Source organism: Pseudoalteromonas sp. P1-26 (assembly GCF_001401795.1).
Classification (GTDB): domain Bacteria; phylum Pseudomonadota; class Gammaproteobacteria; order Enterobacterales; family Alteromonadaceae; genus Pseudoalteromonas.
Window position 1 is genome coordinate 1 of record NZ_LKDX01000048.1, and the last position, 16,133, is coordinate 16,133.

The following is a 16,133-nucleotide window of genomic DNA, read 5'->3' on the forward strand; positions in this document are numbered from 1 at the left end:
GAGATGGCAGAGTGGTCGAATGCACCGGTCTTGAAAACCGGCAGGGGTTTGTAGCCCCTCTAGGGTTCAAATCCCTATCTCTCCACCATCATTTAAGCCGCTGAATTTATTCAGCGGCTTTTTTGTTTCTTGTGCTTTTCATTTGTTCTGCAAATTACGACTATTGTCGATATTTCGCATTTTAACTAGTTAGTCCATGCTTAACACTTCTCGTATTATCTTTGTGACATTAGGGAATTTATGAAACATCGTTTAGCAAAGAGTGTAGGACTTTCTTTATTATCGCCTGTGATCATCGGTTGTATCTTGGGTCTTTATTATGCGTTTACACTTGAAGGAAATGGTTTAAACATTTTCTTTAACTTATTCGTTAGCGCAATCGCCAATGCCCACATTGTAGGTCTTACTATGGCAGCGTTTGTGGTACCTGGTTATTTACTTATGTATAAGTATGCAAAAGTTAATTATTCAGGTGTTCTGACACTTGGCTTACTAGGTGGCGCTATTTTCAGCTACTTACTTAGCGCTACAACAGGTATGGCTTTTATAGTCAATGCTGTGATGTCTGCTCTGGCAGCTGGACTGTTTTTATTTGGTTTAAGACAGGGCCTTACAACACAATCTTCTCATCAATAGCAGAATATTTAATCAAGCTGACTGAAATTGAGGGCAAAATGTTTTTTTTTGCCCTTAAAAGGTTTCATTTGTCGTCTACAAAGAGTACCTTTAGCTACTGTATGTTTAATAAGAAGTAGTTTGGTATGCAAAAGCAAGATTTTTACCAGTCATTAGTTAAACAAACTGAGTCGCTAATCACTGGTGAATCAAATGTTATTGCCAACATGGCAAATATTAGTGCGCTGTTATTTACCTCTTTAGAGGATATCAATTGGGCGGGCTTTTATTTAATGGATTCACCTGAAGAATTAGTGCTAGGGCCGTTTCAAGGTAATCCTGCATGTATCCGTATTCCAGTAGGTAAAGGGGTATGTGGAACTGCCGCGCAAACACAACAAACACAACTCATTGAAGACGTGCATGCATTTGCCGGTCACATTGCCTGTGATGCTGCATCTAACTCTGAAGTAGTTGTGCCGATTTTCAAAGACGGTAAAGTATTTGCTGTACTTGATATCGACAGCCCAAGCATTGCGCGATTCGATGCTGATGATCAAGCTGGTTTAGAAGCATTGGTAAAGTGCTTTGAGGCAAATCTAAAATGAAAGATCTGCTAAATGTGCAAGATTACCTCTTTGCAATCCAAGATGTTGGTGATTGGGAAGGGGAAGAAGAAGTTGTTGCCGAAAGGCTCAACGACTTGATTCACATGGCATGGGAGCGTCTACCAGATGACCTTGACTGTGAATCAATTGATGAAATTATAAATGGTATTTGGGAACACCTTCGAGGTGATTTAGCGCTTATTGAAGCGGACTTCGAAGAGTTGACCGACTGGGTAACACACTATGTCGATTCATCACTTGATGAAAAGATGTAATAAAAGGTTCTAACATGGAAACCACAAACAAGCTAAAAGATATTAATGAAGTACTGGATTTCTTATACCAAGAATTTCCAAAATGTTTTAAACAAAAAGACGGTATTCAGCCGCTTAAAGTAGGTATTTTTAAAGATATCGCTGAGCGTATTGAAGGTTCTGAGAAAGTAAGTAAAACTCAGGTTCGTCAAGCACTAAGAAAGTACACCTCAAACTGGCGCTATTTAGAAGCTGTAACTAAGTCTGAGTTCCGTATCGATCTTGATGGTAATCAAGACGAAAAAGTAGAACAAGAGCACATTGAGCACGCACAAAAAGCGTTAGAAGAAAGCCGCGCTAAAATGGCAAAGCGTAAGAAGCCACAACGTCCACGTAAAGACGGTGACACAAAATCTTACAAAAAGAATAGTGGTCACCACGCTAAATCTGGCGAAAAAGGCGCTAAAGTAAATAATAAGCCTGCTAAAGCTGCTCCTGCAAAACGTTCAGGAAAAGTTGAACCTTTACCTGCCTCAGAGGTCAAGGTTAATAGCAAAGTTAAAGTTAAACTTGGCCAAGCACTTGTAAACGCGGTTATTACTGAAGTGAATAAAGATGAAGTTCACGTTGAGTTAGTAACAGGGATGCAAGTTAAGACCAAAGCAGACAGCCTGTATATCATTTAATAGCTGTAAAAAATAAAGGAGTTGTGTATGAGTAAAAAGTTTACGCTCATTCCGTTAGTCGCTGCCCTGTTTTCAGGTTCATTACTGGCATCATCAGACAATCTGACTGAGAAAGACCTGCCAGTACTCAAGCAAGAAAGCCAACATAGTACGGCAAGCAAACGGGTGACAAACTTATTTACTCGTGCACACTACAAGCCAATTAAATTTAACGATGAATTATCTGAGAAGGTTTTTGATCGTTATATTGAATCTCTCGACTACAATAAAAATGTGTTTTTAGCGTCTGACATTGCCTCGTTTGAGCAATATAAAGACCAATTTGATAATGCATTGTCGACAGGTAAATTGGGATTTGCCTTTGATATTTTTAACTTAAGTTTAAAACGTCGTTTTGAACGCTATGACTATTCTTTATCGTTACTTGAAAACGAAATGAAGTTCGATAAAGAAGATGAGTATCTATTTGACCGCGAAGACGCAAACTGGGCAACAAGCCAAGCTGAGCTTGATGAACTTTGGCGTCAGCGCGTTAAATACGATGCTTTACGATTAAAAATGACTGGTAAAGATTGGCAAGGCATTAAAGAAGTCTTGACCAAACGCTACCACAACGCGCAAAAGCGTTTAGTACAAACTAACAGTGAAGATGCTTTTCAAATCGTGATGAATTCATTCGCACGAAGCATTGAAGCGCATACCTCTTATTTATCACCTCGTCGCGCTGAGCAATTCAAGATGGACATGGATCTTGAATTAGAAGGTATTGGTGCGGTACTTAGTTATGATGAAGACTACACAGTTATCCGTAGCTTAGTACCTGGCGGTCCGGCTGATAAGTCTGAACAAATTAAAGCAGATGACCGTATTATTGGTGTTGCTCAAGAAGGTGAAGAATTTGTTGATGTGATTGGCTGGCGTTTAGATGACGTAGTTGATTTAATCAAAGGCCCTAAAGGGACAAAAGTTCGCCTGCAATATTTAAAAGGGGCGGATGCCCACGGAACACCAAAAGTGGTTGAAATCACGCGTGATAAAATTCGCTTAGAAGACCGCGCTGCAAAATCTGAAGTATTTGAAGCAAAATATTCAGACTTAACCAGCAAAATTGGTGTGATTGAAATCCCAGGTTTCTATAACAACCTATCACAAGACGTTAAAGTTGAAATTGCAAAATTAAAAGAAGCCAAAGTAGACGGTATCATCATCGATTTACGTCAAAACGGCGGCGGTTCACTTTACGAAGCGACTCAGCTTTCTGGCTTATTTATCGATCAAGGTCCTGTAGTACAAATTCATACGCTAAATAATCGTATTGAAGAGCAAAAAGACCGTGACGGCGTCACTTTTTATGATGGCCCACTTACTGTGTTGGTTGATCGCTACAGTGCATCTGCCTCAGAGATTTTTGCAGCAGCGATGCAAGATTACGGCCGTGCTATTGTGATTGGTGAGCAAACCTTTGGTAAGGGTACTGTACAGCAGCACAAACCACTTGGCCGTGCTTATGACTTATATGATCATCCATTAGGTAGCGTGCAGTATACCATTGCAAAATTCTACCGAATTAATGGCGGAAGCACACAGCACAAAGGCGTTATTCCAGATGTGTCATTCCCATCGGCAATTGAGCCATCAGAGTGGGGCGAGAGTCAACAAGACAACGCGCTACCTTGGGATAGCATCATCCGTGCTAAGTACAACTCGGTTGATAACCTAAAACCTGCGATTGCTTACGTTAATAAGCTTCATGATGCGCGTATTGCAGATGAGCCTGAATTTGGTTATGTGTTTGCTGATATTAAACGCTATCAAGAAGAGAAAGACCGTAAGACTATCTCATTGGTTGAAGCGACGCGTCTAAAAGAGAAAGACGAAGGTGAAGAACGCGCGTTAGAACGTGCTAATGAACGACTTGTTCGCCTTGGAGAAAAGCCAGTAGAGAAGCTTGACGATTTACCTGATAGCCTTGACGAGCTAGACCCTTTCTTAGAAGAAGCCGCATTAATCACCCAAGATTATATAAAATATGGTCGTATCGCTAAGAAATAATTAGCAATTAATTAGCAATATCGATTAATAAAAAGGCGCTTAAGCGCCTTTTTTGCTACCTAAAACAGGTTAGATTGGTATAATCACAAAATCTGGCTGCATAAGGCCACTGAAGTTTTGCGTCAAAGCTTACAATAATAATTAAACACGCCACATAAGACGTGTAGGAGACTATCTTTTGAATTCAATTGAAGAGAAGCCAATTAAACAGGCCAGTTTTTTAGATGCCTTAATCCCAATTACTGTGCTCGTGTGCCTATTAGGCGCTGCTGTTTATTTATTCGGTGATAATTCATCATCAGGTCCTAACCAAATTGCTTTATTATTCGCTACATTTACCGCGGCATTAATAGGCTTAAAAAATGGTTACACCTGGAAGAAACTAGAACAAGCTATGATTGAGGGGATCACCTTATCCCTTGGAGCAATCATTATATTATTAATGGTGGGTGCCTTAATTGGTACTTGGCTGTTATCAGGCACAGTACCCACTCTAATTTACTATGGCTTACAAATTATCAACCCAAGTTGGTTCTATGCCGCTAGTTGTTTAATTTGTGGCATTGTCGCTATGAGTATTGGTAGCTCTTGGACCACAGCAGCGACTATTGGTGTGGCGCTATTAGGTGTTGCAACCGGTCTTGGTTTAGAACAAGTTGTCACAGCAGGTGCGGTGATTTCTGGTGCCTACTTTGGTGATAAATTAAGCCCGCTTTCTGAAACAACAAACTTAGCACCAGCAGTGGCTGGGGCAGATTTATTTGAGCATATCCATCACATGCTTTGGACTACAGTGCCAAGCTTCATTATTGCGTTAATCATTTTTATTTTTATGGGCTTTAATGCCGGTGGTTCAGCTGAAGCTGGACGTATTGATGAAATCGTTAATTTATTAGAGCAAAACTTTAATATTGGTTTTGAAATGCTAGTACCACTGGTGGTGTTGCTGTTTTTAGCAATTCGTAAGATGCCAGCTTTCCCAGCTATTTCGATTGGTGCCGTGCTTGGTGCTATTTGGGCTATGTTGTTTCAATCAGATTTAATTAATAGCCAAATTGATGCATCACAAGGACAAGCAATTGGTTACTTCAAATTAGTTTGGACAACGTTCTTTGATGGTTTCAGCATTGACACTGGTGATGAAAAAATGGATTCACTATTAAGCGGTGGTGGTATGGCTGGCATGCTAACAACCACTTGGCTGATTATGACGGCCTTGATGTTTGGCGCTATCATGGAAAAAACCGGCTTACTTGATATGTTCGTCAAGAGCATCTTAAAAATTGCTAAAAGCACCGGTTCTCTTATCACTGCAACGATTGCAACGTGTATTGGTACCAATGCGGTTGCAGCTGACCAATATATCGCTATTGTTGTTCCAGGACGTATGTTTAAAGAAGAATATGAAAAACGCGGTTTAAAGCCTGTTAACTTATCTCGCACATTAGAAGATGGTGGCACAATTACTAGCCCACTTATTCCTTGGAATACCTGTGGTGCCTACATGCAAAGTGTTTTACTAATCAATCCATTTGACTATGCAATGTACGCGTTCTTTAATTTAATTAATCCATTCTTAGCGGTTGTTTATGCCTATTTTGGTATTAAAATTTTACGTATTACCCCAAAACATCTTAAACAAGAAGCTAACGCCGAATAAACTATTTAGGCCCTGCTAAGCAGGGCCATTTGGAGTCAGTAATGTCTGCTACGAGTAAACCTCAAGCTCAATATTTAATAGATTACCAAGCCCCACAATTTTCAATCCAACATATCGATTTACGCTTCGAATTAGCCCCTTTAAAAACATCAGTGCAGTCAACAATGACAATCAATCGTACCGATGAAAGCAATGCAGAACTTGCGCTAGATGGTGTTGATTTAACGCTAATTTCATTGATGGTTGATGACAAAGCGTATGATGATTACACGCTAGAAGATGAAAAGCTGATCATCCATAACTTACCTGAAAGCTTTATTCTGAAAATTGAAAACCATATTGATCCGCAAACGAATACCTCGTTAGAAGGTTTGTACTTGTCGGGTGGTGCTTACTGTACGCAATGTGAAGCAGAAGGTTTTAGAAAGATTACTTATTACCTTGACCGCCCAGACGTGCTTGCTAGCTTTGATGTAACCATTATTGCCGACAAAAAGTACACTCACTTGCTGTCTAATGGTAACCAAATTGAATCAGGTAACTTAGATGACGGTCGTCATTTTGTAAAATGGCAAGACCCATTTAAAAAGCCTAGCTACTTATTTGCATTAGTCGCCGGTGATTTTGACGTATTACGTGACCATTACACGACGCAGTCTGGACGAAAAGTCGAGTTGGCTCTATTTGTTGATAAAGGTAATTTATCAAAAACGCCTCATGCCATGACTTCTTTAAAAAAATCAATGCAATGGGATGAAGAGCGCTTTAACCTTGAATACGATTTAGATATTTACATGATTGTTGCCGTTGATTTCTTCAACATGGGCGCAATGGAAAATAAAGGCTTGAATATCTTTAACTCTAAATGTGTTCTTGCTAATCAAGAAACAGCTACAGACAAAGATTACCATACGATTGAATCAATTGTAGGTCACGAGTACTTCCATAACTGGACCGGCAACCGTGTGACTTGCCGTGACTGGTTCCAGTTGTCTTTAAAAGAAGGCTTAACGGTTTTCCGTGACCAAGAGTTTAGTAGCGACTTAGGCTCACGTGCGCTTAATCGTATTGATGCGGTTAAAGTAATGCGTACTCACCAGTTTAGTGAAGATGCAGGCCCTATGGCTCACCCAATTCGCCCTGAAAAAGTCATTGAAATGAATAATTTTTATACAGTGACTGTGTATGACAAAGGGGCTGAAGTTATTCGCATGATGCACACCTTACTTGGAGAAGAAAAGTTCCAACAAGGTATGGCATTGTATTTCGAGCGCCATGACGGACAAGCAGTTACTTGTGATGATTTTGTCGCTGCCATGAGTGATGCGTCTGGCATTGATTTAACGCAATTTAAGCGCTGGTATAGTCAAGCGGGTACACCTAAGCTCAATGTAGAGCAAGCGTATGATGAACAAAACCAAACTTTCACATTAAGCATTGAACAGTTTGCACCTGATAATCAGCCTAACAATGCCTTACTGCATATTCCTTTTGCTATTGAACTTTTAGATAGTGAAGGGCAGTCTCTACCACTTGTGATTGATAATCAGCCACAAGATTCGGTATTGAATGTCACAGAAAAAACACAGCAGTTTGTTTTTGAGGGCATTAAACAGCGCCCAGTCGCAGTGCTACTAGAAGATTTCTCTGCGCCATGCATCGTTAATCAAAATACATCTGCAGCGGATCTGTTACATATTATGCGTTTTGCTCGCAGTGACTTTTCACGTTGGGATGCTCAGCAGCGCTTATTTACTAATGAAATGAAAGCGGCGATTGCCAGTGGTGAAGCTTGCTTATCGGATGATATCTTGTCGGCATTAAAGCTACTAGTTGATAATCGTGAAGGTGACCTTGCGCTGATTGCGGAGCTGTTAAAACTGCCTAGCTACGATACTCTTGCAGCTGAATATGCTGTCATCCCTGTTGATGACATTATTGCTGTTCAAAATGCATTTGAATCTCAAATTGCCAACTTCCTAACAGAATCATTGGTTAATTGTTATAACGCGCTTGAAGATGATGGTTCAACATCTGCTACAGCCGTTGCAGTGCGTGCTCTTAAGCAACTTTGTTTACACTATTTAGCGAAAACAAATCACAGCGACGTTAATGGCCTTATCGAAGAGTCTGCCCACAGTAATAATATGACCAATGCACTTGCTGCATTAAGTGCTGTTGTAAAAGCAAATCACTCACTATGTGATACGCTTTTAACAGAGTTTGATGCTAAATGGCGTCATGATGTGCTCGTTATGGATAAATGGTTTGCACTGCAAGCGATGAAAGATTCAGCAACGAGTATCAGCGATATTAAAGCGCTCTATGATCACCCAAGTTTTGACTTCGGTAATCCTAACCGTGTTCGTGCTTTGGTTGGTAGCTTTAGCCACTTTAATATCACTCAATTCCATCGAGCCGATGGTGAAGGGTATCAGCTATTAGGTGACTTATTAGTGAAGCTTAACGATATTAATCCGCAAAATGCATCACGCATGCTAACGCCATTTATGTCATGGAAACGCTATGATGAAAATCGTTCTGCGGCAATGAAAGCACAACTTCAACGTTTAGCTGATTTAGAAGGCCTCAGTGATGATCTGTTTGAAAAAGTAGAGAAAGCACTCGAAAGTTAATGACAGAGTACTATTTTGCCTTGTATCTGAGTTACTCAGAGTGTCTTGATTACTATCATGGTAAATATAAATCTGTGCAAGTCACAGAAGATGGTGGTAAGACAGTTCGCTTTGACGCTCACCATTTGCGTCCTTTTATTTCTTCACTAGGAATAAGAGGGCGCTTTAGGTTGACATTAACGGCTGATAATCAGTTTTTAAAACTCGAGAAAATTAGTTAAAAAAGCAGCATTAGCTGCTTTTTTTGTAATATTTGTCGTCCAAAATGCTAAATTTCACTGTCCCCAATTCGCTAAATTTATTATATTTTTGTTAATTCGATTTGTTCTATTGTTAATTTACGTGTATAAAATATCTGGTATGACGTCTTACCAATACGTAAACGTCACATTTTTAAATAAATATTAACCGATTGAACGCGTTCTATATTGTAATTTTACTGTTTCGCTTCTATCGTTAGAAAGATACTAAAAACAACAATTTGATCACAAAACAACCCGTTACAGGGGGATGAACACAATGATAAAACGATCGCTTTTTGTTAAAAACAAAATAGCTTTGGGACTCGCGGCGGCTACACTCGGACTCTCAAGCACATCTTTGCATGCGGCAAACTTTGAGTTAGGTGACTTCGATATACGTTTTGACTCTAACTTCTCTTATGGCCAAAGCATTCGTGTTGAAGACCGAGATTTTCAACATATAGGTAAGAGTAATAATCCTTCATTTGACTGGACGGGTTATCATTCTGCTTTAAATCCAATTTATTCTTCTGCTGATGTATGGAACCAACCAGGTGCATACTCAAATAATGGTGATGCAGGTAACCTCAATTTTGATAGTGGTGATTCATTCTCAAAATTATTAAAAGGTAACCATGAGTTATCAATCAGCAAAGATAATTTTGGTTTCTTCACTCGCTTTATGTACTTTTACGACTTTGCCTTGATGGATGGTGATTACGCTTATAGCAACCCAACATCAGGTAACAAAGTAGACCCATGTGACGATGACGACACAAAAGAACAAGTGTGTGCTGATTTACGTTTACTAGACGCTTATGTATGGGCAAACTTTGATTTAAATGAGGGCCGTAACCCGCTGTCTATTCGTTTAGGCCAACAAGTTGTGAACTGGGGTGAGAGTACCTTGATTTCTCATGGTATTAACGTTAACCCAGTTGATATCGATCGTTTAAAAGCGCCAGGTGCAGAGTTAAAAGAAGCTTTCATACCTGTTGGTATGCTTTGGGCATCACTAGGCATCACAGATAATTTAACGCTAGAAGGTTTCTACCAATATGAATGGCATGAAACACGTCTTCCAGCGGCTGGTACATACTTCTCGACGAACGATTTCGCGTCAGAAAATGGTTATCAGCAAAATATCCAATTGGGCTTCACGTCTAACCCGGATATTGATTTAGCATTCTTAACTGAAAGCTTAAATAATTTAGATGACATTGTTCGCTCGCAAGGTGTTGATCCTACATCTGCACAAGGCCAAGCAATGATGGCGCAAATGTACCTAGCTTACCCAACCAAAGTGGCGTTAAAAGGCAAAGGTGGTGCAGGTAAAAACGAGCCAGACGATGGTGGCCAGTATGGTTTACGTTTAGGTATGTACTTACCTGAATTAAACGACACTGAAGTGGCGTTATACCACATTAACTATCATAGCCGTCGTCCGGTAATTTCTGGTCAGGTATCAAACTTCACTGATGCGGCAATCGCTGCTGATATCGGTATGTTATTAACTACAGATATCACAGAAGATAATGTAACTAATCTTCAAGCATTCACTAAAGGTCAGTTAGAATATCCTGAAGATATTAAACTGTACGGTCTTAGCTTCAACACATCTGTGGGCGAAACGGCACTTGCTGGTGAATTTGCATTCCGCCAAGATGAGCCTCTGCAAATTGATGACGTAGAGCTGTTATATGCGGGTATGCCAGAGCAATTAGCAGTTGCAGGTATTCGTCCTGATTTTGCTGGTATTTCACAAATGAGCCCAGGCGATGCGACAAGCGTTGTAGGCCCTGGTGAAGTAGCACAAGGATTTATCCTACGTAACACTGCACAATTACAATTTACAGCAACACACCTATTTGGTCCTTCACTTGGAGCTGATAGCTGGGCGGTAGTTGGTGAAATTGGTGGTGTACGCATTAACGATATGCCAGATTACGATGAGCTTCGTTTAAATGTTGCTGGTACTGGTCGAAGTGGTATTATGCAAGGCCCATTAAGTGATGATTATTCAACACTGCACTTAGGTCTTTCTAATGGTCCTGAAACGAACCCGTTCCCAACGGCTTCTGCATGGGGTTATCGTTTAATTGCGAAAGGTGATTATTATAACTTCTTCAGTGGTGTTAACTTCTCTCCACGTTTTGTGTTCTCGCACGATGTGAATGGTATTACACCTGATCCAATGTTCTTATTTGTTGAAGACCGTAAATCGCTCGGTGTTACTATGAACTTCAACTATCAAAATGCGTGGTCGTTCGACTTTAGCTACAACTCATTCTGGGGTGGTGGTGCAACGAATACTTTCTCTGACCGCGATTATGTATCTTTCAATATTAAATATTCAATCTAAGGGTAAATTATGATTATTAGAAAACCTACCCTCATTGCTGCAGCATTTTGTGGCGTTTTCGCAAGCTCAAGTGTACTTGCAAAAATTACCGCTGATGAAGCGGCACGTTTAGGTAAAGATTTAACTCCTATTGGCGCAGAAAAAGCTGCGAATAATGACGGTTCTATCCCAGCTTGGGATGGTGGTATCACAACACCACCTGCTGGTTATAAACCGGGAATGCATCATCCTGATCCGTTTGCTGATGATAAAATCTTATTCACGATTGATAAATCGAATGTAGCTGAGTACAAAGATTACTTGAGCCCAGGTCAAATTGAATTATTCAATACCTATCCTGATACGTTCAAAATGAACATCTATCCAACGCGTCGTAGCGCGTCGTATCCTCAGTTTGTATATGATGCAACTAAAAAATATGCAACGACAGCTGAGTTAGTAGAGGGCGGTAACGGTATTAAAAATACCGCTGTGGGTGTTCCGTTCCCAATCCCTAAAGATGGCTTAGAAGCGATTTGGAACCACTTATTACGTTTCCGTGGTTTATCAATTGAGCGTTCTGGTGGTCAAGCTGCACCGACAGCATCTGGTTCATATAACTATGTAGGTTTTGATGAGCAACTGTTAGTTGAGTATTCATCACCTGAAGCAACGCCTGAAAAGCTACAAGAATCTAATATCTTGTTTAAGTTTAAGCAAAAAGTAACTGAGCCAGCGCGTCTTGCTGGTACTGCGTTACTAGTTCATGAAACAATGGACCAAATCTTAACGCCACGCCAAGCATGGACATACAACTCAGGTCAGCGTCGTGTTCGTCGTGCACCTAATGTTGCCTATGATGCACCGGGAACAGCTGCAGATAGCTTACGTACAACTGATGACTTTGATATGTTCAACGGTTCTCCAAATCGTTACAACTGGACATTAAAAGGTAAGCAAGAGCTTTATATTCCTTATAACAGCTATAAGCTTCACAGTGACAAACTAAGCTACGATGATATTCTGCAAGCAGGTCATATCAATCCTGAACATGTTCGTTATGAAAAACACCGTGTTTGGGTTGTTGAAGCTAACCTGAAAGAGGGCACGCGTCATATCTATAAAAAACGTGTTTTCTATATTGATGAAGATAGCTGGCAAGTTCATGTAACGGATATCTATGATAACCGCGATCAAATGTATCGTGTAGCGATGGCGCATGGTCTTAACTACTATGAAGTACCAACTCATTGGAGTACGTTAGAAGTTTACCATGACCTTAACTCTCGTCGTTATTTAGCAATTGGTTTAGACAACCAAGAAAAAATGTATGATTTCTCACAATCATTCAACGATAACGAGTTTACTTCAAGCGCATTACGCCGCGAAGGTCGTTAATCAAATTAAGGCACCTGACCCCAGGTGCCTTTTGCAATTCGCGTAAGTCATCAGTACACGCAATAGATTTCTCAGTGGCTTTTTTGACTTCTCTTTTTATTTTTTCGAAGGCGATTTATCTTTATGAAGTATTTGCTTTATGCCTGTCTTGCTTATAGTGCTTCATGTTTTGCTCAAGACATGCCTATGCCGCAACAAGCGATTAGCGCTGTTAACGCAAACAAAACTCTTCTCACCGACATTGAACTAGCTGGCCCAAATCTCATTGCAGTTGGTAAACACGGTGTGGTTATCACAAGTACAGACGCTCAAACTTGGCAACAAGCCAGTGTGCCTACTCAAGTGCTGCTAACAGCCGTTGATTTTTATAATAACGATTTAGGCTGGGCATGTGGTCATGATGCAACCATCATTAATACTGTAGATGCAGGAAAAACCTGGCAGTTACAGCAATCTTTACCAAACATGGATAAGCCATGTTTAGATATTTTATTTACTACTGAACAACATGGCTATGCAGTCGGTGCATATGGAATGTTTTTTGAAACTAACGATGGTGGCCAAACTTGGCAGAAGCGTTTTTTAGATAGCCTGTTATTTGAAGAAGACCGTGAATACCTCAATGATTTAAAAGACAGTGACCCAGAAGGCTATGAAATTGAAACAGCTTCAATACTGCCACATTTTAATCGCATCGTTAAAACTGAGGAGAGTCTATTTCTAGCTGGTGAAATGGGTTTAATGGCACAAAGTTTCGACAATGGTCAAACATGGCAGCGTCTTGAAGAGATCTATATGGGCTCTTTCTTTACGTTTGCGTCAACTGCAGATCAAGGTGGTGAAGATCTAGTTGCAGGCCTTCGAGGCAACATTTTCACTCGACAAGCCGGCAGTGATCAATGGCAACAAATACCACACGACAATTATGCAACCGTGAATAGTGCGATTAAATACAACAACCAGTGGTTATTATTTGCTAACAGCGGGGTGATTTTCCAAATTGAGAATGGCCAATTATCAGAACAACAAATGGCCGATGGTAAATCGTTACTTGATGGTGTTGTGTTTCAAGACAAACTAGTTATGGCTTCAGAAAATGGCATTAAAGTGAAGGAGTTGAATCCGTAATGCGTGGTTTTTTAGATATTTTAGAAAGAGCGGTGTTTCGCCATCGCTTATTCGCAATTATTTCCTTTGCTTTGATCACCTGTTTCTTATTATTCAAAGCAACACAAATACAATTAGACGCTTCTTTTAATAAAAATATTCCGCTTAATCATGACTACATGAAAGTTTACACCAAACATGAAAAACAGTTTGGTGGAGCAAACAGCATCTTGATTTCTGTCTGTGATGCAGATGGTGATATTTTTAATGAGGAATTTTTCACCCAACTTAAAGCAGTTCATGATCAGCTTTACTTTATTCCTGGTGTAAATCGCCCGTTAGTTAATTCAATCTTCGCACCGAGTGCGCGCTTTGTTGAAGTGGTTGAAGATGGTTTTGCTGGCGGTCCAATTATTCCGGCAAACTTTACCGCTGATAAACGTGGTCTTGCGGTTGTAAAAGAAAACATCGAAAAAGCAAAAGTCGTTGGCCGTATGATTGCCAGTGACTACTCGTGTGCGATGGTAACCGCCCAGCTACTTGAAACTGATCCACAAACACAAGAAAAACTAGATACTTTAGCGTTTGCAGAAAAGCTAGAAACACAAGTTCGTGAACCGCTAAGTACTGACAAGGTCAGTATTCATATTATCGGTTTTGCGAAAATGGCAGGGGATGTCGCAGAGGGTGCTAAAGGCGTACTGTTATTTTTTGCTATTGCCATTGCTTTCACATTCGTAATGGTTTGGCTGTTCTGCCATTCTTTAAAACTGACTATTTTACCAATTGCCTGTTCAATCATTGCTGTTGTTTGGCAGTTAGGCTTGCTTTCAAGCTTAGGCTTTGGTTTAGACCCTATGTCAATTTTAGTGCCGTTTTTAGTGTTTGCGATTGGTGTAAGCCATGGCGTGCAAATGATCAATGACATTGGCAAAAAAGTGTCTACGGGTAGTTCAACTCGGGTTTGTTGTCAGGCAAGCTTTAGAGCACTTCTGATCCCCGGTGGTATTGCACTGCTATCAGACACAATTGGTTTTTTAACCTTACTCACCATTGATATTGGTATTATTCGTGAACTTGCTATCACAGCGAGTTTGGGTGTAGCGGTAATTATTTTCACTAACTTAATTTTATTACCTGTATGGGCATCGTACATGCGTTTTGAAGGCTCTGTGCATATTCAAGCAGGTACTCACACAGACAAACCAAATCTACTAGACAAGTTACGCGAGCTATTAGTAAAAGCGACTGATCGTAAAACAGCTGGTTTTATTATCGTCTTTACGGCTGTGTTATTTGCAGTGGGTTACTGGCAAGCTGACAAAATGCGTATTGGTGACTTACATGCTGGTGCGCCATCTTTGCACCAAGATGCCCGCTATAACCAAGACACCTTTTTGATTTCTGATAAATACACCATTTCATCAGATATCCTAAAAGTGATTGTAGAAGCGTATCCTGCTGCGTGTACTGAGCATGATGTTATGGAGCGTATTAGTCGTTTCCAATGGCAGATGGAAAACGTTGCAGGGGTACAATCGGCTGTGAGCTTAAGCTCAGTTGCGCAATCTGTGAACGCCGGCTTCAACGAAGGTAACTTAAAATGGCAAAGCTTGCCGCGCAATACGGCAAGTTTAGTGCAAGCTACTTCACGGGTTGAAACAAGCTCAGGTTTACTCGATGGAAACTGCTCTGTAATGCCTGTGATTATTTTCTTAAATGACCACAAAGCAGAAACAATTGACCATGTGGTAGCTAAAGTTAAAGAGTTTGCTAAGGCTGAAGAAACCGATGAATTAAAGTTTAAGCTGGCGTCAGGCCCTGTCGGTGTAATGGCTGCAACGAACGAATCGGTATCGGCTGCACAGCTACCTATGATGCTATACGTTTACGGCGCCGTAATCCTGCTATGCTTAATTAGCTTTAGAAGTGTTAAGGCAACGGTCGCGGTTGTATTACCTCTGTACATCGTATCAACCTTAGCGCAAGCGTTGATGGTACAACTTGAAATAGGTTTAACAGTGTCGACATTACCAGTTATCGCTTTAGGTGTTGGTATTGGTGTCGATTACGGGATTTACATACTTTCATCAATGATGGGGCAGCTAAAACAAGGTGTGGCACTCGAAGTGGCTTATCGTAATGCATTAGCAGAGCGTGGTAGTGCAGTGCTGTTCACAGGTATTACCTTAGCCATTGGTGTTAGCACATGGATTTTCTCTGATCTGAAGTTCCAAGTGGATATGGGTATTCTGCTAACCTTCATGTTTTTGGTTAACATGTTGGGTGCAGTACTACTTTTACCTGCTATTGGTAGCTTCCTCTGGACTGACCAGAAAAAATAATGTGAATAATTGTGCTCCAATATGGCCAGTAATGGCCATTTATATCTATATTTTGTGAATAGATGACCAAATAGCTGAAAAGCTTAAAATGATTTCATCGAAAAGGCTGTTTATTAGCTGTAAAAGAGTTAGAATTTACCTGACTCCACGCTAATAAATGGCTGTACAAATATTCTACTAATCGATAAG

General features: G+C 40.4%; 12 protein-coding genes. All 12 read left to right on the top strand.

All coding sequences use genetic code 11. The features are described from left to right. Positions 1-240 precede the first annotated feature (240 nt). The gene (locus AN394_RS17790) at positions 241-636 is read left to right on the top strand and encodes a hypothetical protein (protein ID WP_054561595.1); all 396 of its coding nucleotides are present in this window, start codon (positions 241-243) and stop codon (positions 634-636) included. 125 nt (positions 637-761) lie between these two features. Beyond that, a complete protein-coding gene (locus tag AN394_RS17795) occupies positions 762-1,223 on the top strand; it encodes a GAF domain-containing protein (protein ID WP_054561594.1) in 462 nt (153 codons plus the stop codon). After that, positions 1,220-1,498: a hypothetical protein gene (locus AN394_RS17800; RefSeq protein ID WP_054561593.1), complete on the top strand. Its 279-nt coding sequence runs from the start codon at positions 1,220-1,222 to the stop codon at positions 1,496-1,498. Before AN394_RS17795 ends, AN394_RS17800 begins: the two co-directional genes overlap by 4 nt. A 14-nt stretch (positions 1,499-1,512) precedes the next feature. Continuing rightward, positions 1,513-2,163: an RNA chaperone ProQ gene (gene proQ / locus AN394_RS17805; protein WP_055022158.1), complete on the top strand. Its 651-nt coding sequence runs from the start codon at positions 1,513-1,515 to the stop codon at positions 2,161-2,163. Positions 2,164-2,190: 27 nt separating this feature from the next. Continuing rightward, on the top strand, positions 2,191-4,215 hold the full coding sequence (gene prc, locus AN394_RS17810) for a carboxy terminal-processing peptidase (RefSeq protein WP_054561591.1): 2,025 nt from the start codon (positions 2,191-2,193) through the stop codon (positions 4,213-4,215). A 178-nt stretch (positions 4,216-4,393) separates the two neighbouring features. Then, the gene (nhaC, locus tag AN394_RS17815; protein ID WP_055022159.1) at positions 4,394-5,875 is read left to right on the top strand and encodes a Na+/H+ antiporter NhaC; all 1,482 of its coding nucleotides are present in this window, start codon (positions 4,394-4,396) and stop codon (positions 5,873-5,875) included. Positions 5,876-5,916: 41 nt separating this feature from the next. Further along, positions 5,917-8,511: an aminopeptidase N gene (gene pepN, locus AN394_RS17820; protein ID WP_055022160.1), complete on the top strand. Its 2,595-nt coding sequence runs from the start codon at positions 5,917-5,919 to the stop codon at positions 8,509-8,511. Next, positions 8,511-8,732 (top strand): DUF2835 domain-containing protein, encoded by a 222-nt coding sequence (locus AN394_RS21755; RefSeq protein ID WP_082423021.1) that lies wholly within the window; start codon positions 8,511-8,513, stop codon positions 8,730-8,732. Before pepN ends, AN394_RS21755 begins: the two co-directional genes overlap by 1 nt. A gap of 298 nt (positions 8,733-9,030) precedes the next feature. Next, positions 9,031-11,115 (top strand): DUF1302 domain-containing protein, encoded by a 2,085-nt coding sequence (locus AN394_RS17825; protein ID WP_055022161.1) that lies wholly within the window; start codon positions 9,031-9,033, stop codon positions 11,113-11,115. 12 nt (positions 11,116-11,127) lie between these two features. After that, positions 11,128-12,492 carry a DUF1329 domain-containing protein gene (locus tag AN394_RS17830; RefSeq protein WP_055022169.1) on the top strand — a complete coding sequence of 455 codons (1,365 nt, stop codon included), beginning with the start codon at positions 11,128-11,130 and terminating at the stop codon, positions 12,490-12,492. A gap of 123 nt (positions 12,493-12,615) precedes the next feature. Further along, on the top strand, positions 12,616-13,620 hold the full coding sequence (locus AN394_RS17835) for a YCF48-related protein (protein ID WP_055022162.1): 1,005 nt from the start codon (positions 12,616-12,618) through the stop codon (positions 13,618-13,620). Further along, positions 13,620-15,944, top strand: coding sequence for an RND family transporter (locus AN394_RS17840; protein ID WP_054551390.1), 2,325 nt, complete (start codon positions 13,620-13,622; stop codon positions 15,942-15,944). Before AN394_RS17835 ends, AN394_RS17840 begins: the two co-directional genes overlap by 1 nt. Positions 15,945-16,133 lie beyond the last annotated feature (189 nt).